The sequence below is a fragment of the Massiliimicrobium timonense genome, assembly GCF_042850985.1.
Taxonomy (GTDB): domain Bacteria; phylum Bacillota_I; class Bacilli_A; order Erysipelotrichales; family Coprobacillaceae; genus Allocoprobacillus.
Map to the genome: position 1 here is coordinate 2,617,766 of NZ_AP031415.1, position 22,189 is coordinate 2,639,954.

At 29.8% G+C, this 22,189-nt stretch carries 28 protein-coding genes; 3 read left to right on the top strand and 25 right to left on the bottom strand.

Going from position 1 to position 22,189, the window contains the following annotated elements; translation table 11 throughout:
• Positions 1–2: 2 nt before the first annotated feature.
• The 7 genes from atpA to upp form a co-directional block, all read right to left on the bottom strand.
• Positions 3–1,526 (bottom strand): F0F1 ATP synthase subunit alpha, encoded by a 1,524-nt coding sequence (gene atpA / locus ACGHJ8_RS13690; protein ID WP_087357802.1) that lies wholly within the window; start codon positions 1,524–1,526, stop codon positions 3–5.
• 8 nt (positions 1,527–1,534) lie between these two features.
• The gene (locus ACGHJ8_RS13695) at positions 1,535–2,065 is read right to left on the bottom strand and encodes a F0F1 ATP synthase subunit delta (RefSeq protein WP_205089173.1); all 531 of its coding nucleotides are present in this window, start codon (positions 2,063–2,065) and stop codon (positions 1,535–1,537) included.
• Positions 2,065–2,568, bottom strand: a complete 504-nt coding sequence (atpF, locus tag ACGHJ8_RS13700; RefSeq protein ID WP_087357800.1) for a F0F1 ATP synthase subunit B — start codon at positions 2,566–2,568, stop codon at positions 2,065–2,067. The genes ACGHJ8_RS13695 and atpF overlap by 1 nt, the downstream gene beginning before the upstream one ends.
• A 35-nt stretch (positions 2,569–2,603) precedes the next feature.
• A complete protein-coding gene (gene atpE / locus ACGHJ8_RS13705) occupies positions 2,604–2,846 on the bottom strand; it encodes an ATP synthase F0 subunit C (protein WP_087357799.1) in 243 nt (80 codons plus the stop codon).
• 56 nt (positions 2,847–2,902) lie between these two features.
• Entirely contained in the window at positions 2,903–3,568 is a 666-nt protein-coding gene (locus ACGHJ8_RS13710) for a F0F1 ATP synthase subunit A (protein WP_087357798.1), read from the bottom strand.
• Positions 3,569–3,934: an ATP synthase subunit I gene (locus tag ACGHJ8_RS13715; protein WP_087357797.1), complete on the bottom strand. Its 366-nt coding sequence runs from the start codon at positions 3,932–3,934 to the stop codon at positions 3,569–3,571.
• Positions 3,935–4,008: 74 nt separating this feature from the next.
• Complete coding sequence (gene upp, locus ACGHJ8_RS13720; protein ID WP_087357796.1) at positions 4,009–4,635, bottom strand: uracil phosphoribosyltransferase; 627 nt, start codon at positions 4,633–4,635, stop codon at positions 4,009–4,011.
• A 286-nt stretch (positions 4,636–4,921) separates the two neighbouring features.
• On the opposite strand from upp, the gene ACGHJ8_RS13725 reads away from it, so the two are divergent.
• The gene (locus ACGHJ8_RS13725; protein WP_087357795.1) at positions 4,922–5,332 is read left to right on the top strand and encodes a hypothetical protein; all 411 of its coding nucleotides are present in this window, start codon (positions 4,922–4,924) and stop codon (positions 5,330–5,332) included.
• Between the two features lie 84 nt (positions 5,333–5,416).
• Here ACGHJ8_RS13725 and glyA read toward each other — a convergent pair whose 3' ends face one another.
• The 6 genes from glyA to ACGHJ8_RS13755 all read right to left on the bottom strand — a co-directional run bounded on the left by glyA (position 5,417) and on the right by ACGHJ8_RS13755 (position 10,267).
• The gene (glyA, locus tag ACGHJ8_RS13730) at positions 5,417–6,655 is read right to left on the bottom strand and encodes a serine hydroxymethyltransferase (RefSeq protein WP_390540937.1); all 1,239 of its coding nucleotides are present in this window, start codon (positions 6,653–6,655) and stop codon (positions 5,417–5,419) included.
• Position 6,656: 1 nt separating this feature from the next.
• On the bottom strand, positions 6,657–7,097 hold the full coding sequence (gene rpiB / locus ACGHJ8_RS13735) for a ribose 5-phosphate isomerase B (protein WP_087357793.1): 441 nt from the start codon (positions 7,095–7,097) through the stop codon (positions 6,657–6,659).
• On the bottom strand, positions 7,094–7,696 hold the full coding sequence (locus tag ACGHJ8_RS13740) for an L-threonylcarbamoyladenylate synthase (protein ID WP_390540939.1): 603 nt from the start codon (positions 7,694–7,696) through the stop codon (positions 7,094–7,096). Before ACGHJ8_RS13740 ends, rpiB begins: the two co-directional genes overlap by 4 nt.
• A 110-nt stretch (positions 7,697–7,806) precedes the next feature.
• Positions 7,807–8,013: a hypothetical protein gene (locus ACGHJ8_RS13745; RefSeq protein ID WP_087357790.1), complete on the bottom strand. Its 207-nt coding sequence runs from the start codon at positions 8,011–8,013 to the stop codon at positions 7,807–7,809.
• A 594-nt stretch (positions 8,014–8,607) separates the two neighbouring features.
• Positions 8,608–9,633, bottom strand: coding sequence for a zinc-binding dehydrogenase (locus ACGHJ8_RS13750; RefSeq protein ID WP_087296951.1), 1,026 nt, complete (start codon positions 9,631–9,633; stop codon positions 8,608–8,610).
• An 82-nt stretch (positions 9,634–9,715) separates the two neighbouring features.
• Positions 9,716–10,267, bottom strand: a complete 552-nt coding sequence (locus tag ACGHJ8_RS13755; protein ID WP_211962386.1) for a TetR/AcrR family transcriptional regulator — start codon at positions 10,265–10,267, stop codon at positions 9,716–9,718.
• A gap of 657 nt (positions 10,268–10,924) precedes the next feature.
• Here ACGHJ8_RS13755 and ACGHJ8_RS13760 point away from each other — a divergent pair.
• Positions 10,925–11,848 (top strand): alpha/beta hydrolase, encoded by a 924-nt coding sequence (locus tag ACGHJ8_RS13760; protein ID WP_390542461.1) that lies wholly within the window; start codon positions 10,925–10,927, stop codon positions 11,846–11,848.
• 24 nt (positions 11,849–11,872) lie between these two features.
• Here the strand turns inward: ACGHJ8_RS13760 and ACGHJ8_RS13765 are convergent, their stop codons facing one another.
• The 11 genes from ACGHJ8_RS13765 to ACGHJ8_RS13815 all read right to left on the bottom strand — a co-directional run bounded on the left by ACGHJ8_RS13765 (position 11,873) and on the right by ACGHJ8_RS13815 (position 19,913).
• A complete protein-coding gene (locus ACGHJ8_RS13765) occupies positions 11,873–12,424 on the bottom strand; it encodes a DUF5714 domain-containing protein (RefSeq protein WP_211962389.1) in 552 nt (183 codons plus the stop codon).
• A gap of 87 nt (positions 12,425–12,511) precedes the next feature.
• On the bottom strand, positions 12,512–13,162 hold the full coding sequence (locus tag ACGHJ8_RS13770) for an ABC-2 transporter permease (protein ID WP_087357787.1): 651 nt from the start codon (positions 13,160–13,162) through the stop codon (positions 12,512–12,514).
• The gene (locus ACGHJ8_RS13775) at positions 13,156–14,022 is read right to left on the bottom strand and encodes an ABC transporter ATP-binding protein (RefSeq protein ID WP_211962391.1); all 867 of its coding nucleotides are present in this window, start codon (positions 14,020–14,022) and stop codon (positions 13,156–13,158) included. Before ACGHJ8_RS13775 ends, ACGHJ8_RS13770 begins: the two co-directional genes overlap by 7 nt.
• A gap of 2 nt (positions 14,023–14,024) precedes the next feature.
• Positions 14,025–14,399, bottom strand: a complete 375-nt coding sequence (locus tag ACGHJ8_RS13780; protein WP_087357785.1) for a GntR family transcriptional regulator — start codon at positions 14,397–14,399, stop codon at positions 14,025–14,027.
• Between the two features lie 127 nt (positions 14,400–14,526).
• A complete protein-coding gene (locus ACGHJ8_RS13785; protein ID WP_211962393.1) occupies positions 14,527–15,147 on the bottom strand; it encodes a flavodoxin family protein in 621 nt (206 codons plus the stop codon).
• Between the two features lie 136 nt (positions 15,148–15,283).
• Positions 15,284–16,657, bottom strand: coding sequence for a leucyl aminopeptidase family protein (locus ACGHJ8_RS13790; RefSeq protein ID WP_390540944.1), 1,374 nt, complete (start codon positions 16,655–16,657; stop codon positions 15,284–15,286).
• Between the two features lie 109 nt (positions 16,658–16,766).
• Positions 16,767–17,138 carry a hypothetical protein gene (locus ACGHJ8_RS13795; protein ID WP_390540946.1) on the bottom strand — a complete coding sequence of 124 codons (372 nt, stop codon included), beginning with the start codon at positions 17,136–17,138 and terminating at the stop codon, positions 16,767–16,769.
• Positions 17,139–17,248: 110 nt separating this feature from the next.
• Positions 17,249–18,178, bottom strand: a complete 930-nt coding sequence (locus tag ACGHJ8_RS13800; RefSeq protein WP_390540948.1) for an ATP-binding protein — start codon at positions 18,176–18,178, stop codon at positions 17,249–17,251.
• A gap of 12 nt (positions 18,179–18,190) precedes the next feature.
• On the bottom strand, positions 18,191–18,556 hold the full coding sequence (locus ACGHJ8_RS13805) for an AAA family ATPase (RefSeq protein WP_390540950.1): 366 nt from the start codon (positions 18,554–18,556) through the stop codon (positions 18,191–18,193).
• Positions 18,557–18,878: 322 nt separating this feature from the next.
• Complete coding sequence (locus tag ACGHJ8_RS13810; RefSeq protein WP_390540946.1) at positions 18,879–19,250, bottom strand: hypothetical protein; 372 nt, start codon at positions 19,248–19,250, stop codon at positions 18,879–18,881.
• A gap of 45 nt (positions 19,251–19,295) precedes the next feature.
• Entirely contained in the window at positions 19,296–19,913 is a 618-nt protein-coding gene (locus ACGHJ8_RS13815; protein WP_390540953.1) for a YitT family protein, read from the bottom strand.
• Positions 19,914–20,019: 106 nt separating this feature from the next.
• Here ACGHJ8_RS13815 and ACGHJ8_RS13820 point away from each other — a divergent pair, with 106 nt between their 5' ends.
• Positions 20,020–20,880 (top strand): LysR family transcriptional regulator, encoded by an 861-nt coding sequence (locus ACGHJ8_RS13820; protein WP_211962407.1) that lies wholly within the window; start codon positions 20,020–20,022, stop codon positions 20,878–20,880.
• On the opposite strand, the gene lysA is transcribed toward ACGHJ8_RS13820, so the two are convergent.
• Complete coding sequence (lysA, locus tag ACGHJ8_RS13825) at positions 20,874–22,184, bottom strand: diaminopimelate decarboxylase (RefSeq protein WP_390540956.1); 1,311 nt, start codon at positions 22,182–22,184, stop codon at positions 20,874–20,876. The genes ACGHJ8_RS13820 and lysA overlap by 7 nt on opposite strands.
• Positions 22,185–22,189 lie beyond the last annotated feature (5 nt).

Below are 22,189 nucleotides of genomic sequence, written 5' to 3' on the forward strand. Positions count from 1 at the left end.
GACTAACCATCCTTATTCACTTTTAAAAAGTTTTCTACAAAAGCTTTCATTACTTCTTTCATCTTTAATGTTAATTCATCATCAATAGATTTTTCTTGTTGTATTTGATCAATAATTTCTGGATGTTGATTTTGTATAAACTGATATAATTCATCCATAAACATATTGACTTTTGTTACTGCAATTTGTTTTGTATATCCATATTTTAAAGCAAACAATGTTACCACTTGTTTAGCAACACTTCTAGGAGAGTATTGTGCCTGTTTTAAAACTTCACGAACTCTTTGACCATGTTCGAGTGTCGCTTTTGTTGCAGCATCCAAATCACTACCAAATTGCGCAAATGCCTGCATTTCAGTATATTGTGCAAGTTCTAATTTTAAAGAACTTGATACTTGTTTCATAGCTTTGATTTGAGCTGATGAACCAACACGACTGACAGATAATCCCGTATCAATAGCCGGTCTGATTCCTGAATTAAATAAATCCTGCTGCAAGAAAATCTGCCCATCTGTAATTGAAATCACATTTGTTGGAATATAAGCAGAGATATCTCCTGCCTGTGTTTCAATAATTGGTAAAGCAGTAATAGAGCCTCCACCATGTTCTTCATTTAAACGACAAGCTCTTTCTAATAAACGTGAATGCAAGTAGAAAACATCTCCCGGATAAGCTTCACGCCCCGGTGGTCTTTTTAATAATAAAGATACAGTACGATAAGCAACCGCATGTTTAGATAAATCATCATAAACAATCAAGACATCTTTACCTTCTTCTAACCATTCTTCTGCCATTGCACAGCCCGCATAAGGTGCAATATATTGAACAGGTGCTAATTCACTGGCTCCAGCAGATACAACTGTTGTATATTCCATTGCTCCACCTTGTCTTAATTTTTCTACAATTTGGGCAACTGTTGAATTTTTCTGACCAATCGCAACATAAATACAATATATATTTTGTCCTTTTTGATTTAAAATAGTATCAATCGCAATCGCTGTTTTCCCAGTCTGACGATCTCCAATAATCAACTCACGCTGTCCTCTACCAATTGGAATAATCGCATCAATACATGTAATTCCTGTTTGAAGTGGCTGATCAACAGATTTTCTTGTCATAACACCCGGTGCAATCTTTTCAATAGGACGTGTATGCTGATAAACAATTTCTCCCTGTCCATCAATTGGTTGTCCCAAAGGATTAACAACTCTACCTAAAAGTCCATCACCTACAGGAACTTCAATAATTCTTCCTGTACGCTTCACTTCATCTCCTTCTTTGATTGTTCCTTCATCACCAAGTAACACAGCTCCAACAGCATCTTCCTCTAAATTCATGACCATTCCATACACTTGACCCGGAAATAACAACAATTCTCCAAGCATTGCATCATCTAAACCATGAATTAAAGTGACACCATCACCTACTGTCATAACTGTTCCAATATCTTTAGATTCCAGCTGATCAGCAAAATGTTTAATTTGTTCTTTAATTAATGCACTAATCTCATCTGGTCTTAAATCCACATTCTCACCTACTTTCTTAATAATTCCTGTTTCAATAATCCCATCTTATAAGAAAGAGAATTATCATAAACATGATTATCAATTTCAACTTTAATTCCACCTATTAATTGTGTATCTACTTGCTGTTTTAACAATACCTGCTTATTCAATTGAGTAGACAAAGCATCTTGAATCTTTTTAATCTGATCTTCTGTCAATTCATAAGCACTCCATACTTTTCCTACTTGAATACCCAAGGCATCATAACACAACTGCTGAAATTGTTGACAAATCAAAAGAACACATTGAATTCTTCTTTTTTTAATTAATAATAATAAAAACTGATAAACATATGTTTGTATCTTTCCATGAAAGCTTTGTTTCAAGACTTGATATTTATCCTCATCTTGAATCGCAACATGACTAAAAAACTGAAGAATACTTTTATCATGAAAAACAGCTTCAACTGCTTCCATATCTTTTTGATATTGCTTGATGGCATTTTCTTCTTTAGCTAAAGCAAATAAAGCTTCAGCATATCGTAAAGCAACTGTATCCATTAATGAACAACCTGATCAACAAATTCTTCAACCATCTGTTGATTTTCCTGAGAATTCATTTCTTTACTCATCACTTTTGTTGCTGCCTCAATTGCAATATCCACCATTTCTTTTTTCATTTCTTCTCTTGCCTGTTGTTTTTCAGCTTCTATTTCTTTTTGTGCCTGTTCTATTTTGCGAGCAGCTTCTTCTTTTGCTTTTGTTAGTAAATCATCACGTACTCTCAAAGCATCATCTTTCGCTTTTTCTATAATATCATGATACTCCTTAGCTGATTGACGTGCCTGTTCTTCACTTTCAAGCATTAATTGCTTCGCTTTTTCTTGAGATGTTCTCGCATCTTCAATCTGTGATTCTATAAAATCAGCACGTTTTTGAAAATATTTTTGTACTGGAATCCAAAAGAACTTCTTAAAAATAATCAATAAGACACCTGTTGATATTAATTGAATCACAATCGTCGCAAGATTAGGAAACAACTTTCCTGCCACATCAATACTCATTGTATGCCTCCCTTCTTATAAAAAGCTTTTACTTTTTATAAATATAAAGATGGGAATACGAAGATTAAAATAATTGCTATTAACAATCCATAAATCGCAACAGTTTCTGTTAAGGCAATACCTAAAATCATCATTGTTCTGATTTTACCTTCAGCTTCAGGATTTCTCCCTACAGCTTCAACAGCTTTACTTGCTGCAATACCTTCACCAATACCTGTCCCTAAACCTGCACATACTGCAATCCCTGCAGCAATCGCAACTAAACCAAAATCTGTCATATGTTTTTTACCTCCATTATATTTTTTATCTATCAAAACTATTTCTATAGTTAAGATCAATCCTCATTTTCCATCATAATTAATATAGATGAAATGGTTACAAATACTAATGTCTGAATAACACCAGCAAATAAATCAAAATAAACATGAAATACCGGAGCAATCACTGGCCCTAAAAAGTTGACCGTTGTTGGTAAAATCAAACCAGATAACCAAGCAGTAAACTGATAGAGCAGTGACATTAAAATACTCCCACTTAAAATATTACCAAAGATACGGAAAGATAACGAAATTAAAGGAGCTATCGTTCCAAAAATATTCGTTGGTGGCCATATATTACCGACAATATATGATTTGACCCCTTTTTTTCTAATAGCATTAAACTGTATCAAAACAAATGTAATGATTGTCATTGCAAGTGTAATCGAATAATTGGATGTTGGTGCATCAAAACCAATCAATCCACTAATATTCGCAACAATCAAATAACAAAATAACATTGCAAAATAAGGATAATAATTCTTTTCAAAATGACTAGGCATAATAGATTTAAAATAGTTATAAATCATTTCTACACCTGTTTCTACAACCAATACCAATCCCTTAGGTCTTTTGGTCGCATCCGCCAAAGCAACTTTTCTACCAGCATAAATAAAAAAGATTGCTAATATAGCCATGATAATCAAAGAAAATATCAACTCTACCTGTATAACAATATGCATCTATTTCAACTCCTTTCTTGTTTTTAAATTTAACCATTGTATCGTAATTGGGGTAATTAAATAACCAAAGAATACACTCAAAAGATGAATATAATCTTTAAAAAGAATAGCACTTAAAAATCCCAACGTCATTAAAATTAATTTTGACAAAAACATCAAAATAATAAGTAAAATATGATGTCCTTCCTTTAAAATTATATCACTGGATTGAATAGTTAAAATAAAATTGATATAACATATCATATATCCTACAATGACACCAATAGGATAAGAAAGACTTTTGAATAGAAAACCTACAAAACAAAAAATGAGCAACATGATTAAAAAGATTTTTTTTGATTCTCTTTGAACATCTTTTTCATTCACATTGCTCACTCCTTTGAAATATCATCTTTATTATACCATGTTTCAAAATCATTGACAATTTATTTGATATTCCTTTATTGATCTGTACCAAATAAACGATCCCCTGCATCACCAAGACCGGGAACAATATATCCTTTTTCATTCAATTTTTCATCCAATGCTGCAACAATCAAATCCACATCAGGATGCTTTTGTTCCATCACTTCAATACCTTCTGGTGCTGCCACTAAACAAGCAAACTTAATATTCTTCGCTCCACGCTTTTTGATATTTGTAATAGCGGCGCAAGCACTACCACCTGTGGCTAACATTGGATCAAGAACAAGCACATCTGCTTCTTTTAAACATGATGGAAATTTCGCATAATATTCTTCTGGTTGTAGAGTTTCCTCATTTCTTGACATACCAATATGTCCTACTTTGGCAGTTGGAATAATTGTTTTAAAACCATCAACCAAACCAAGTCCAGCTCTTAAAATAGGTACTAAAACAACTGGTCTTATTAATTGTTTTCCTGTCATAGGGCATATAGGTGTCACAATTTCAATATTTTGTAATGGTAATGATTTTGTCACTTCATATGCCATTAACATTGCAATTTCATCTAAATTTTGTCTAAATTCCTTTGTCCCCGTTTCTTTATTTCTCATAATTGTGAGCTTATGGTCAATAAGTGGGTGATTTAAAATTGTTGTTGCCATGAATCAAACCTTCTTTCTTTTATTTCTACTACTTTTTATTATATCAAATTATAAATACAAAGCCTACCATAATAACAACAAACTCAAAAAGAGAGTATTTTCTATAAATTTATTTGACACTGGTATAATCAATTGATAACATGTGTTTATAGGGAGTATATGGTTATATAAAAAGAGAGGAAGTGATGAAAATATTGGAATAAAAGCCGTGAAATTATGGGGTTAATCTCATTTTATATATGTAAAGCATCATATATAAAATGTAACTATATAGAAAGAGGTCATTATGAAAATACGCTTAAAAATATTATTTATAATTGTTGAAATTTTATTATTCGCATCATTTTTTCTAACTTGGTTTGGTGATGGAGATATGGTTGTTTTAAGAGGCGTAGATTTTGATGTATTTATGGGTTGGCTTATTTTCTTTTATATTGGGACATGGTTTTCGCTATTTTCTACATCAAAAAAGATTCATGTTACATCTCTAATAGCGTCTATCTGTGTTTTCTTATTAGAAATATATCAATTCTTAACTTGGCACTATTTAACTATAACCGGATATATAAGCCTCGCATTTTCTTTTGATATGACATCTCTTGGATTTTATTTATCTTTATTCATTTGTTGTATCAATATTGTTTGTAAAATCATTGGGATGAAATTATGTACTCATTCCATAATAGAAAAGAAATGATTTGATACTGTTGATGATTCATCAACAGTATTTTCATATACCAAAAAGGATTAACTTCATTCTTGAAATTAATCCTCATACTTATTAAAGATAAGATTTCCCTTGATACATTCTCACTTTATCTGTTAATGCTTTCACTCTTTTTAAACATGCTTCTTTAACTTCATCTGTTTCATCATTTTTTAAACGATAAGCAATGATTTTACCAACTTCTCTAAAATCATCTTCATTAAAACCTTTCGTTGTCATTGCTGGTGTTCCTACTCGAATACCACTGGCTTTAAAAGGTTTTTCAGTATCAAATGGAATCGCATTTTTATTAGCTGTAATATTGATTTCATCAAGTAATCTTTCTGCTTTTTTACCACTGATTCCACAACTTGCTTTAACATCAATTAAAATCAAATGATTATCTGTTCCATCAGCAACCAATCTAAATCCTTCTTCTTTTAAAGATTGTTCTAATGCTTTAGCGTTTTTAATAATCTGTTTCGCATAATCTTTAAACTCTGGTTGTAAAGCTTCATAGAAACATGCCGCTTTTGCAGCAATAATATGCATCAATGGACCACCTTGCATACCCGGAAAAACAGCTCGATCAATATCTTTCCCTAATTCTTCTTTACACATAATGACACCACCACGTGGTCCTCTTAAAGTTTTATGTGTTGTTGTGGTAACAACATCAGCATATGGGAAAGGTGATGGATGTAAACCAGCAGCTACAAGTCCAGCAATATGTGCCATATCCACCATAAATAAAGCCCCATTATCATGAGCAATTTGAGCCATATATTTAAAATCAATGATTCTTGAATAAGCACTTGCTCCTGCAACAACCAATTTAGGTCGAATTGTTTCTACCTTATATTTATAATCTTCATAATCAATTGTTTCTGTATCACGAGAAACGCCATAACTATAAAATTCATAATTGATTCCCGAATAATTTAATGGATGTCCATGTGTTAAATGTCCTCCATCAGCTAATGACATTCCTAATACCTTATCTCCATGATCTAATAAAGCTAAATAAACGGCTGTATTGGCTTGTGCTCCACTATGAGGCTGAACATTAGCATATTCACAACCAAATAATTCTTTTAAACGATTGATTGCTAAGGTTTCTACTTCATCAACAAACTGACAACCACCATAGTATCTTTTACCCGGATATCCTTCAGCATATTTATTTGTTAAAACACTACCAGCTAATTCTAAGATTTCCTCAGATACAAAGTTCTCTGAAGCAATTAACTCAATATTATTTCTTTGTCTGTTTAATTCTTTTTCAACGCTCTTAAAGACTTCATTATCTCTCATTTTATTCACTCTCCAAAGCCATCATCTTGGCAATTCTTTGATCATGTCTACCACCTTCATAATCAGTATGTAACCATGCATTTAATATTTCTAACGCTAAACCTTCACCAATAACTCTTTGACCCATTGCTATCATATTTGTATCATTGTGAGCTCTTGTAGCTTTGGCACTAAATACATCATGAACTAATGCACAACGAATGCCTTTGACTTTATTACAAGTAATTGAAACACCTATTCCTGTTCCACAAACAACAACACCTTTTTCACATTCACCATTTGCGACAGCTCTGGCAGCCTTTGCAGCATAATCAGGATAATCACAGCTTTCCTCATTATACGTTCCAAAGTCTACAACTTCATATCCTTGTTTTTTCAAATCTTCCATTAAAACATTTTTTAAACGAAAACCACCATGATCACATGCAACTGCTATTTTCATTGGATTACCTCCTCTATATCCTCTTTTGTTATTTTTCCTGCTCTTAATATTTTGATTTCATCCTGACTCACATCAACAACTGTACTGGCAATGTTATCGGATGTCTTTCCATCAACAACCAAATCAATTCGCCCATCTAACTGCTCTAAAACTTCTGCTGTTGATGTTGTATTGGGATGATTTGACAAATTTGCACTTGTTACCAGCATCGGGCCTACTTTTTCTAATAATGACAAAACAAATGAACTATCTGGTATTCTGATACCAATAGTTGGCTTCCCATTTGTCATGGCTTCACTCACAGTTTCTTTTTTCTGAAAGATGAGTGTTATCATTCCCGGCATAAAATGCTCTATTAATTTTTGTGCTTTTTCACTCACATAGGCATATTGAGAAATATCTGCTTTATTTGCAACCATCAATGTAATGGCTTTTGAATAATCTCTATTCTTTGCTTCCATTAAATGATCTAATGCTTTTTCATCTTCAAAACGAATGCCTACACCATAAACTGTTTCTGTTGGAAAAGCAACAATACCACCCTTTTGAATCACATCACAAATCTCATTCATTTGATTTTCTAATACAACTTTTGTCATCTTCATCACCTTAGCTGATATTCTAACACAAATGCTGCTAAAATTATACTAATATCACCTGAAAATAAAAAAATAGGCGATAGATTTTTTATTTTTCTATCGCCTCACTATTATTCTGTTTGACTATCAATAGATTTTTTAAACCAATGAATACACTTTTGAATGATTCTCCAAATAAATAAGACTTCACCCCAAATCATAACTGCAATACCACTATAAACCAACATCAGTGAAAATGTGGAAAGATAGTAATCAGCCATAGAACCACCTAAAATCATTAAGACTCCCAATCCAAAAATTTCTATTAATTTCTTCATAAAAATCTTCTCCTTTTATATATCATAACAAAAAGATATGGAAACATTATGACTAAATCTGTGATTTGATAACTTTCCATTCCTCTTCTAGCATTGACATCAAAATATCATCTACATACTGATTGCCAACTTTAATAGCATCTCTTAATACACCCTCATGTTTAAAGCCTACTTTTTCATAAGTATGAATAGCTCTTTGGTTGAAGACAAAGACATCTAAAGAAACATGATGTCATTTTAAAATAACACTTTTTCAATAATATGCTCCCTTTAATCAAAGAAAATAAAATCATAATGATCTTTTGCTTCTACAAAGCGAATAACTTCATCACGCTTATAAGATGATGGGCTCTCAATAAATTTTATAATTTATAAACCCCATATTTTTTATAAAGTCTTGCTCTTTTCAGTTTATTCAATATTCATTTTTTATTGTACAATGACTCTTTGTAAATGAGGAATTATGAGCATGCTTTTTTATTTGAAATATTTTCTTCATTTTCAATATGATATTCTAAATATGAATTTGTAAAAGAAAACCCATATGATATTTTCACATGGGTCAAAATTATTATTTATTTGTATAAGATTATTTTATAGTTCGTAATCAATAATAACTTTAATTCCTTGTCCTGAAGCCGCAAATTCTAATGCTTTACTGATATCTTCATGTTTAAATTTATGTGTCACCATAATAGAAGCAATTGGCGTTTTTTTATTTAATATATGATCAATAACTTCAACAATTGTCTCATGCGTATAACCTTGAGAACCATAAATAATTGGTTGGGCTGCAATAAAAGGTCTTCCTTCTAATTCAACCTTTTGGAATACTGAGATTATTGCATATTTTGTATGATTTCTCGCATAATTAAATACTTCTGATAATAATGGTGGAGCTCCTGCTGCGTCTACATACATATCCACATCAGGAATTGGATCATAACTTGGATAAGTACCAAAAATCTCTATTAATTTATCCTTCAAATTTTCAGTAGAGGTATTAATTGTTTTTACTCCTAATAATGCTGCTTTGGATAATCTCAATTCATTTCTATCTACGACAACAACATTTTTTATACCTCTTCCAAGCAATCCCGCAGTAGCCCCTAATCCAATAGGACCTGCACCTAGCACAACAATCTTGTCGTCAAGTTTAGGATTAAATGCTAATGCTCCTTGGGCTCCAACAGACATTGGTTCAATAATAACCGCTTGATCTAAATCGACATCATCATCAAGTGGGTATAGATTCACACCAATTTTTGCATTTTGTACCAAAGCATATTCAGAAAATGCCCCTGCCATAGTTGAACCAGCAACTCCATACGGTTGACTCATGACAGGATCAACAAATACTTTTTCTTCTAATTTAATATCATCAGATACATTTTTTCCTTTTTCGACAACAATACCTACAAACTCATGCCCAAATTGTGATCCGGGAAATACACCATAGTTTTCACCACCATGATAATAGATACCAACATCAGAACCACAGATTCCAGCTCTTAACACTTTCACAAGAACATCATTTTCTTTGACTTCTGGAATAGGTCTCTCTTCAACAGTCACATTTTGAACAGAATTATAAATTGCACATTTCATCATTTTTGTCATAAAAACATCCTCCTTAAAAATATTTTAACAAAATAGATTAAGTGTTCAATTTACATTTTCTATAAAATGTGTAATATCAAGACTACCAGTTTGTTTTTTTATTAATGATAGACTCATGCATATTTTCGTAATTTTTATGTGAATCAAGATAGACTTCAGTCATAAATTCAGGTGATTCTACCATCCCATTATTCAACCATTTCTTGAGAAGCATCACTTGAGTAGAAGCATATTTATATGATAAATAATCTAATTTGATTTGATCTTGAATAATATCTTTATATAAATAAGAAAATACTATTTGATTTCTTTCAATAATTGTATCAAATAAAGAATTTTGTTCATCATCTTTTATAGCAACGATGAAAAAGTTTTTGTTTTTAAAAAAAGCTTTATAAATCTCTGTAATAAACATTTCTGTAGTCATTTTTTTATCAAAACATTCTTTAATTGTACTTTCTATAGTCTCAATATATATATCTTCTGTTATAGATTGTCGATCTGCATAATAATTATAGAAAGAACGTCTTGATATTTTGGCTCTTTTTACAATATCTTTGACAGAGATTTTAACTGTTTGTTTTTCAATGGCCAATGCAATAAAAGCATCTTTAATTTTTTCTTTTGTTGTCATATATAATCATCCTGTATTTCATTATTACTATTTTTCTATTTTCATCATATAAATTATTTTAAAAGAATATTTTGGATAAATTCCAGTTAAAGAACTTTTTCATCTCATCTTACTAATACTATATTCCTTAAGACAAAACTATCTAAAGTTTTAAGATGTTTTTTTAGTTAAGTCAACAGCAATTCATAAAACATCATTGATTAATTGTTTTTCTATCTCATCAATCATGAAGCTTCTCTTTTTAAAAATTCAATTTCATTATATGATTATATTATTTTTTAAAGAGAAGAATAATATAAATTGATAAAAAATAGAAATCAAATGAAAAGATAGTTAGAAATACCTATTGTATTGTCGCTAATTATACATAGTATTTATATATTTATCTTTCTATATAACTACTATTTTAACACTATTCTCAAATTCCATAAATATAAAAAGCATTTTTATTCATTGTTTATATATTCTTACTTTATACTAAAATGTAAATTTCAATCATCTTTATAAGATTCATCAGTATCTTCATTTTTTGATATTCTTAAAATATATCCATCTTTTTGATACATTATATTTTCACTACCTATATTAATTATAGTTGAAAAAGGGTATTATTTTCCTATAAATTTATGTTATGATATTATCATTAAGAAAGGAATGATGATATTGAAAAAGAAAACTCTTGCTTATGGTGCTTTAATATCTGGAGCTATTATTGGTTTTGTTGGAGTCACTGCAATTGATTTCGCATGTCGTAAAGATACACCTTTAAATAAACAAAAACCTAAAGTAGATCCTCGTATTGAAAAATATATTCCTTGGCTAAAACAACAACATTTTGAAACATGGGAAATGACTTCACATGATGGATTAAAACTGAAAGCTAAATTTTTAAAAGCAGATAGGGATACTAATAAGGTATTGATTGCAGTGCATGGTTATCGTTCATATAATTTGAAAGAATATGCTTATTATATTAAATTTTATCATGATTTAGGATTCCATATTTTATTACCCGATAATCGTGCCCATGGTGAAAGTGAAGGAACATATATTGGATTTGGGTGGTTAGATAGATTAGATTGTATTCAATGGATTGATCAAGTGAAAGAATATTTTCATAAAGATTTACAGATTGTTTTACATGGTATATCAATGGGAAGTGCTACTGTTTTAATGGCAAGTGGTGAAAAACTACCTGATGATGTCAAATGTATTATTTCAGATTGTGGTTTTACAAGTGTTCTTGATGAATTCAAACATGAATTAAATCAAAGACATATCCCTGCGCCACTTATTTTACCAACAGCAACTCTATTAAGTAAAAAACGTGTAGGATATAGCTTTAAAGAAGCTTCAACAATTGAACAAGTAAAAAAATCTAAAACACCAACTTTATTTATACATGGTGATCGTGATAATTTTGTGCCAACTTATATGGTTTATGATCTTTATAATGCATGTAGTGCTGATAAAGATTTATTAATCGTTGAAGGTGCAGGTCATGCTCAAAGTTATCTTGTTGATCCAAAACTATGTGAAAGTACAATTATAGAATTCATGAATAAATATATTAAAGAATAAATGACTGAAAACCAGTCATTTTTATTATCTTTGATAAAATGGACATCTTTCTTTGATACATTGTTGATTCAAATAAGAAAACTCACATTTTTCATCTGTATCTTCTAAGACAATATCATAATGTTCTTTGACAAACTGAATAGCTGTTTTTAATGAAAGAAAAGCATTTCTTTTGCAACATCTTGGTCCTCCAATTTCGGCTATATTACCAAGTGCTAAAGAAGTCAATCTTAAGTTATCCTTATAATATTCATTATCTGATAATGGAGTTGTTTGATGAATAATCGCTAAAGCCGCTCCTACAGAAGAACCAGAGCCACAAATTCCCCATTGGCCACATGTTGCTCCTGGCATTTTCTTTCCTCTTTTTTCCATCTCATCTAATGCCTCTTTAAAATCAAATTCAACACCAGCATTATGCATAGCTGTTAAAAAGGCATATCCATCAATAATATGATGTATAGGTCCATGAATAGGAATATCTTTTATTTTCATTAATGACTTTACTATTTCAATGGGATTGATACTCTTTTCATTCAAACATATTTCTTTGATCATCTTCATTTGTTCATCCATAATTTCATCTCCTTTACTTCATTGTATAAAAATATATACTTATAATCAAACTTTAAATAAAAAGATGAAATGATATTTCATTCCACCTTATGCATATTTTCTTTTATAAAGTATATAACAAGTATAATAACTGACAATATTCAATATAACAGCAAGTATACATCCTATCATTAAAATTTGATTTAACTTTAAATTCAAAAGTACATCAATACCAAATAATATATGAATACAAATATACCCAAACGCAAATATAATTGTCAGAATCATATAAACAATTGTTCCTTTTTTATTTCCTAACCAAAAGAAACCAATACTTGATAAAGCATTCATAATAAAAGCTGAAACAAAACCAATTGCCCATATAAAAAAGCCATTTTCTAAATTAACAGTATGAAAAATATATGTGTGAATAAATGTAATAGGTAAAGATATACAAATTTGAACGCAGAGTGTAAAAAGAAGAATAGACAACATTTTTGCTTGTATAATCTGTTTTTTTGTTACTGGAAAGGTTAATAGTATTTGATTATATTGAGAAATATCATCTTGTTCCATAGAATATTGTAGTGTCGATACACCTATCATTGGTAATGCAAGATTAATAATCAATAACAAAGAATATAAGTTATTTAATAGAAAAGTCATTGTCAATAAAAACAATAGAGAAATACACATACCAATAATATTCTTTTTAATACAAAATGTTTCATAAAAATCTTTAATCATAACCCCTAACATATCTCTTTCACTCCTTTTGCATAAAATAACATGATTTCTTCTATTGTTGGCCTCGTTATCTCTAAATCTTGAAAAACAGATTGTATCTGTTGTCGATTTTTAACAAGAATAGATATACTATAAGGTTCTTGAATATAAGCAACAATATCATCTTGAGATAATGTGTTTAATAAATCTTTTGTTCCATGAATAATTCCATAATTTTCATTCATTTCATCATAAGTTTGCATAAAAATACATTTTCCTTTATAAAGATAAACAATATAATCTGCAATTTTATCTAAATCACTTGTAATATGTGATGAGATTAAAACTGTATGATTTTCATCTTCTGTAAAAGCTCTAATGAGATTTAATATTTCATCTCGAATAATCGGATCTAAACCACTTGTTGCTTCATCAAGTATCAAAATTTTCGCATCATGACTAAAAGCAATTGCAAATTCAAGTTTCATTTTCATTCCTCTTGAAAATAACTTTATTTTTTTATCATAAGGCAATTCAAACTTCTGTAAATAACTTTGATAAAGTTCATGATTCCAGTTTTGAAACGTGTGACTTAAAATACGTTCAATCCAGCGTGGTGTCAATTCCAAATCATAATGTGTGGTATCAAAAATAACTGCTAAATCTTCTTTAATATTTTTTTCATTCTGTTTAAAATCTTTACCAAAATATGTTAATTTATCATATTGTGAGTCTACAATACCTAATATTGACTGAATCAATGTAGATTTTCCTGCTCCGTTTTCACCTATAATTCCTACAACTGTTCCTTTAGGAATTTTCAATGACACATGATTTAATGAAAAATCTTTAAATACTTTTGTTAAATGTTCTATTTCTATTGCAAAATCCATAATTAATTCTCCTCGTTAATATCTTCAATCAATTTCAATAAGAAATCCTTAGAAAACCCACTCTCTTGTGTTAAAGTATAAGCTTCTTTTAAAAGTTCTTTGATTTTCTTTAAGTTTTCTTCACGTATAGAATCCTGATTAGGTGTTGATACAAAGGCACCTTTTGCAGGAACAACAACAATAAATCCATCTTTAGAAAGTTCATCATAAGCCCTTTGTGTTGTAATAATACTCACATGTAAATCCTTTGCCAACTTGCGCATAGAAGGTAAAGGAGTCTGAGGTTTGAGTTGTCCATTCATAATCATCGCTTTGATTTGTAAGACAATCTGTTCATAAATAGGCTTAGAACTTGTTTGACTCAATATAATTTCCATGCATGTTCTCCTTATTTTATATATACTGTATATATCTTACATATACAGTATATAAGATTATCACCATACTGTCAATACTGTTTATATACAGTATAACAAAAAAACCATTCAGTAATGAATGGTCTGATTATCGAATAAAATTTGTTCTATGAAATTTTTCTTTTTCTGGTAATCCATATTTTTCTTTTCCATCATAAATACTCTTTAATAAAAATGACATATTTCTTGCGAGAACACGCATTGTTTGTAATCCTTCTTCATCTTGTAAAACTTCTCCCTGTTCCCTTCCATGAATCGCATTCCAATATTGTGTAGAAGCAATCGGCATTCCAGATATTGCAAAGAATTTGTTGATTTCATCATAAGTTGATGAAATACCACCACGTCTTGCAACAACAACACTTGCTCCTACTTTCATTGTTTTATCAAAAGATGTACTATAAAACAATCTTGTTAGAAATGATATCAATGTTGAATTAGCAGAACCATAATAAACAGGAGTTCCTACAACGAATCCATCACATTGTTCAAATTTCGGAGCTACTTGATTGACAAGATCATCAAAAACACATTGATTCTTTCCTTTTTTACACGTCATACATGCTATACAACCTCTAATATCTTGATGACCAACATGAATAATCTCTGTATCAATACCTTCTTTTTCAAATATCTTAACCATTTCATCCAGAGCTATTCTTGTATTACCTTTTACATGTGGACTTCCATTAATCATTAATACTTTCATTTTCAAATCTCCTCCTCATTATTATTTTATATAATCAAACATAAAAAGTACAATATCAATATCACATACCACTATAATCAAAACGAATAGCAAAAAAAGCCTCAATGTTAAATCATCAAAGCTTTCTCTACTTTATTTATTTCATCACTTCAACAACACTACGAATCATAGCACCTGTTGCTCCAGTACCATCCTGGTCAGCAGTTCCTGCAATATCCAAATGAATCCATTGCGTATCTTTTTCAACAAATGATTCTAAGAAATTTGCTGCAATGCTTGCCCCAGCACCAGGTTTTCCAGCTGAATTTTTAAGATCTGCACTATTTGATTTCAATTTATCAAGATATGCCTGATCCAATGGTAAACGCCATCCCTTTTCATCAGCTGCTTTCATAGCTTGTTCAAATTCATGATAATATTCATCATCATTGGCAAAAACTCCAGTATAAGCATCTCCTAATGCTGTGACACATGCTCCAGTCAAAGTCGCAAGATCAATAAGTTTCTTTGCACCTAATTGTTGTGCATAAGTCAACGCATCACATAAGATTAAACGTCCTTCAGCATCAGTGCTTACAATTTCTACTGTTTTTCCAGATAATGTTGTGATGACATCCTGTGGTTTATATGCCTTTCCACTGACAAGATTCTCAGTGACTGGTACAATTCCATACACATTTGTCTTCGCTTGACTTCTTGCCAGTATCTGCATGATTCCTAGCACATCTGCTCCTCCACACATGTCATATTTCATTCCATAGCTATTTCCTTTAAGATTATATCCTCCCGAGTCAAATGTCAGCCCTTTTCCTATCACTGCCTTATATGCATTGTCACCATCTCCATTATGCTTAAGAACAATCATATATGCAGGAATATCACTTCCCTGATTGACTGATAGGATTCCTCCTGCTTTCATATCTTCTAGCTGTGCCTTATCAAGAATGGTACATTCCATACCATAATCTTTAGCCAACTGAATGGATTCCTTGACCATTTCATCTGGTGTCATTAGATTAGATGGTGTATCAGCCAGTCTTCTGGCATAGTTGATACCTTCGCCATAGATAATAGCTTCATTGATTTCATCTTGAACATCTACTGATGCAAGAACATCCATATCCATGATAGGTTTCGCATCATGTCCGATCTTTCTTTCTTCATATTGAGCTAAGATATGTGATTCTAACCAGACTCTTACCAATGTTGATTGATTGTCTAGATGATTCACAACAAGCTGTACAGGTTGCTTGATATCTTTGGATACAGTAGTAGCTATCTTTCTAAGCTTGTCTGTTGTGATTTCATTTTGTTTTCCCAGACCTACAAAGAGAATATAAGAGAAAGGATATTTTCCAAAAGTATGAATCTGAGTGATTTTAGAAAAGTCCTTATCAATATCTTGAGTAATATCATATCCTAGTGTATCAATGATATCCTGGCATACAGATTGTTCTTGATATATAGGATAAATCATAATGTTATTGTTGAATTGTTTGATTTGTTGCATAATTTAAACCTCCTTATGACATCTATTTTAACACTTTTATTGTCTTAATAGCAATTGTTTAACATACAACTCTTATTTCTTAAAGAAAAAAGCCTTTTGTAGGCTCTTTTCAAAATAACCAATCCCATATTAAAGATTTGCTTTTTAAATCTTTTGTTGTTTCACAATAATTAACTTTTAAATCACCAGTTAAACTTTTTCCTAATCCATCACCTAATATAATGGTATAGACACCTTGTTTAAAAGTTGCATGATAATCATCTTGATGATCAGCTAAAGCCTGATCTGGATTATCAACACCTTTGACCCATTCTTTATAATCTATAAGTAATTCATTTTTTATTTCATACATTTCATTAATATCTTCTTGTTTATAACTATTTGAAATAATTTTATATTTAGGATTTTGACTTTTTGCTTCAACACTAACACATAACATGCAGACAAGAATAATAAAAATAAGCTTTTTTAGATTGTTCATAATTTCACCTCATAGTGGAATTATGAACAATACTTTTTTATTTTATACATTATTATTAATAAATTCTCATATATATCTCATATAAATCACTGATAACAAGTTTATTTTTCTTATTCAATTAACCAATCCATTATGTTATATAATTTTATACCATTATATGACATAGTTTCATTATCTAAGGATAAAATAATTTTTTCATAATTATCGTTGACTTTTTCTAGTGGAGTTAATTCTCTTTTACGGACTGATTCACTTATCATTGATTCAGTAACTTGCACATACAATTTTTCATCAGCTTTAGTCGCAATAAAATCTATTTCTAACTGATTGATCTTTCCAACCGCAATATCATATCCTCGTTTTAACAATTCAAAATAAACAATGTTTTCTAATACATGTCCTGTATCTCTATTTCTATATCCTAACAAATAATTTCTTAATCCTATATCAACAATATAAAATTTTCCTAAGGTACGTAAATATTCTTTTCCCTTTATATCAAACCTCTTAATTTCATAGAAAAAATAAGCTTCTAATAAAGCATTAACATAAGCTTGAACAGTATGATGACTTGGTTTGGTTTTTCTTTCCTTTTCCAATAATCCCTCATCCATAAGAACATTTCCAATTTTTGAAATAGATATATTACTACCAATATTATCTGCAAGAAACATAATAATTTTTCTAAGTAAAACTGAATCAGTTATTTTTCTTTGACTTTTTAAAGTTTCTCTTTCTAAAATATCTCTCACTATAACCGTTGAATAAATGCCATCCAATAATGTTAAAACTCTTTCTTGTTCTAACCCTACATCAGCAATTCCTGGCATACCACCATATCGCATATAAGCTTGAAATAGTTCATTTAATTCATATCTATCTCCTTTTGAATCATAAACATATCTTTTTTTATTTCCTAAGGCGTTGATTGTTTCCTTTATTGTAAAACCATGAAAATCAATAAATTCTTGAAAAGACAGTGGTAACATTTTGATTTCTACATATCTTCCAGATAAATAAGTAGAGTATTGTGACGACAATAAATAGGCATTTCAACCTGTAATATAAATATCACAATTAAAGTCAACACGAAAAGAATTAACAACATCTTCCCATCCAGTAATTCTTTGAAGTTCATCAAAAAAAAGATACATTTTTTGATGAGGTATAATCAATTGTGAAACATGATGATAAAAATCATCAGCATTCATTTTTCTATATACATATGATTCAAAATTCATCTCTATAATTTGTTCTTCATGAACACCAGATTCTAATAAATAATTCACCATAAGCTTTAAAAGACTCGATTTCCCACAACGACGTATTCCTGTCACAACTTTAATAGGTTCTGTATCTTGAAACACTTTTAACTTATTTAAATACAAATCTCTATTTTTTAAATCATATTTTTTCATAGAATCTCCTCCATTAAGCATATTATAGCAAAAACTTTTTATTTTATAAAGTTTTTGCTGTTGAGTGCAAAAAATTATATATTTATTTTTTTGCTATAGATTTATTTATAATTATTATAATGAGGAATATCTATAAATATTGTCATTTTATGTCAAGTATACAATATTTTAATAGAATAATGACTGAAGGTACTATTACTGATTCTAAAGTTTATATCATGCGTGGCACACGATAAAAATGGCAATGAGTAATCATTGTTCTTATACATGATAAAATAAATATATAATCATATCACCACTTTATTCAAATAACTCAATAGATTTAAAACAACCAATCCCATATTAAAGATTTGCTTTTTAAATCTTTTGTTGTTTCACAATAATTAACCTTTAAATCACCAGTTAAACTTTTTCCTAATCCATCACCTAATATAATGGTATAGACACCTTGTTTAAAAGTTGCATGATAATCATCTTGATGATCAGCTAAAGCCTGATCTGGATTATCAACACCTTTGACCCATTCTTTATAATCTATAAGTAATTCATTTTTTATTTCATACATTTCATTAATATCTTCTTGTTTATAACTATTTGAAATAATTTTATATTTAGGATTTTGACTTTTTGCTTCAACACTAACACATAACATGCAGACAAGAATAATAAAAATAAGCTTTTTTAGATTGTTCATATTGTTTATCACCTCATAGTGGAATTATGAACATATTTAAAAACTTTATACCTCAATAAATAATCTTTTTTGAAGAAGATATTGCCAGACTTTAATAAGCCTACCAATCATAACTGCTGAAATGATAGTTCCTATACCTATTCCCATAATAGGATTATGTGTTATCCAACTTAAAACAAGTGAACATAAAATCATAGAAATATCAAACATATTTTTGACATTATAGAAAGGATAATGGAAAACTTCACTTATCGTTTTGACAATGCCATCTCCTGGATTTAATACAAAGTTTGTTTCACTTGTCAAATAAACTCCTAAAGAAATACAAAGTAAAGCGACACATAATAATAACAGTGAATGTATAAAAGATGATGGTGTAATATGAATGATATAATCATAAAAGTCATTAAGATAACCAAATACAAAAGATAGCGGTATTTCTAAAAGGTATTCCTTAGTTATTTTCTTTGATAATAAACATTGTATTCCAACAAACACTATATACCAGATAATAGAGGCTGTTCCTAATGATATGTGAAATATTTGACTTGTTGTATAAATGGAACTTGATAAAGCAGCAACTCCCAGTCCTGTAGAAATATTCAATACAATTCCTAATGCTAAAAAATTTAAACCAATAATATAAATAATGATTTTTTTCATAATCTAACTCCTTCAATTTATACTTATTTTAATCAATTTATCATAATTGTCTAATATAAAAATGATATGATATAATAACTAAAAGTTATAATAAAGGAGTTTTTCTATGAATATTCAACAATTAAAATGCTTTGTCGAAGTTTCTAAAACTTTAAACTTTACAAAAGCCAGTCAAAATCTATTTATTTCTCAAACAGCCGTTAGTAATCATATTAAACATTTAGAAAAAACACTTGGTTTTCAGTTATTTATAAGAAACAAAAAGAATGTGCAGTTAACTCAGCAAGGAGAAATCTTTTTAAAAAGTGCTCTTAAAGTCTTAGAAGCAAATCAAGAATGTTATCAAACAATTCAATATTTACATCATGAAAATTTTGGTCAATTAAAAATTGGATATTTAAAAGGTATTGAACATTGTATTATGATTAAAAATATTCAAAACTTTTACCAATACAATAAACATATGGATATTCAGCTTTATCGTGATTCTAGACAAGAAATTGAAGATTTGTTAAAAAATTATAAAGTTGATTGTGTATTTACGGCTAGACTTAATCATAATCATATTTCTTTTGAAGAACAATTTGACTATCTGCATATCTATTCTTATCCATTTGTTGTTGCTATGAGTAAAAATCACGTTTTATCTTCATATTCATCTTTAAACTATTTTGATATAAAAAATCAAACACATGTGATTATGGATACAAGTCATCCTGATTTTATAAGCCATGATTTAGATACTCTTTTCATGCATTTAGCTATTAGTCAAGATACGGCCATCTTAGCCCAATTTGTTGAAGATTATTATGCTTATCAAAAATATCTTTGCTTTTTGCCTTTAAAAGACTTTTCTCAACAATTCCATATTTATCTGATTTGGCATAAAAATTCTCAAAATAAAAATTTAAATGCATTTTTACAAAGTATAAAAAAGAGAAAGAATAATGCTTCTTCCTCTTATTGATAATCTTCTTGAACATCAAAAGCTACTAAATCATCAAAAGTCTGTCTTCTAATGACTAATTTACTTTTACCTTGATAAGTAAAGACAACTGCTGGTTTTGGTAGCTGATTGTAATTTGATGACATAGAATAATGATATGCACCAGTAGAAAATTGAGCAAATATATCTCCGGGTTCAGGATAAGGTAACATAATTTCCTTAACGACAATATCTGCTGACTCACAAATCTTTCCAGCTACTGTTACCTTTGTATCACGACGTTCATAAGCTTTATTAACAATAATACCATCATATTGTGCATCATATAAAGCCGTTCTAATATTATCTGTCATACCACCATCCACACTCATATAAGTACGGACATCTGGGATATCTTTTACAGAACCTACAGTATACAATGTAATACCAGCATTTCCTACAACATAACGTCCCGGTTCTACTAAAACCATTGGCATATCCCAACCACGTTTATCATATCCATCTTTAATAATATTCATAATTTCAGATGTGATTGTTTCAAATTCTAGTGGTTCATCTTTTTTCGTATAGGCGATTCCATAACCACCACCGGCATTAATCACTTTGACCATGACACCTAACTGATCATATATTTCATAAGCAAAACGAACAAATCTATGCATTGCACTAATATAAGCATATAAATCAAAAACCTGTGAACCAATATGACAATGAATACCTTCAAATTCAATATGAGATGAATCTACAATTTGTTGAATCGCTTTTAAATAAATGCCGTTTCTGGCACTAAAGCCAAACTTTGTATCTTTGTGACCAGTTTGGATATAACCATGTCCCCCAGCCTTAATTTCTGGAACAACTCTTACTGTTGCATAAATTGTTTTATCATATTTTTTAGCATACTTTTCAACAAGTTCAATTTCATAAAAGTTATCAATCACAAAATGATCAACATCATGAGCAATCGCATAATCTATTTCTGATGGAAGTTTATTATTTCCGTGGAAATAAATCTTATGTGGATCAAATCCTGCTTTTAAAGCAATAGAAATTTCTCCAGCACTGACACAATCAATACCAATACCAAATTCACTGGTAATACGATAAATTTCTAAACAACTAAATGATTTAGAAGCAAATAGTGGTAAAACATGATCATATTTATCCAAGAACTTTGTTTTTAATTCGTTCAATTGATGTCTTATATGACCTTCACTCATCACATAAAGTGGTGTTCCATATTTTTTCACTAAATCCATTGCATCCACATCGTCTATATATAAGCTACGATCTCTTATTTGAGCAAATTGTGTTTGTAAAACCATTTTTA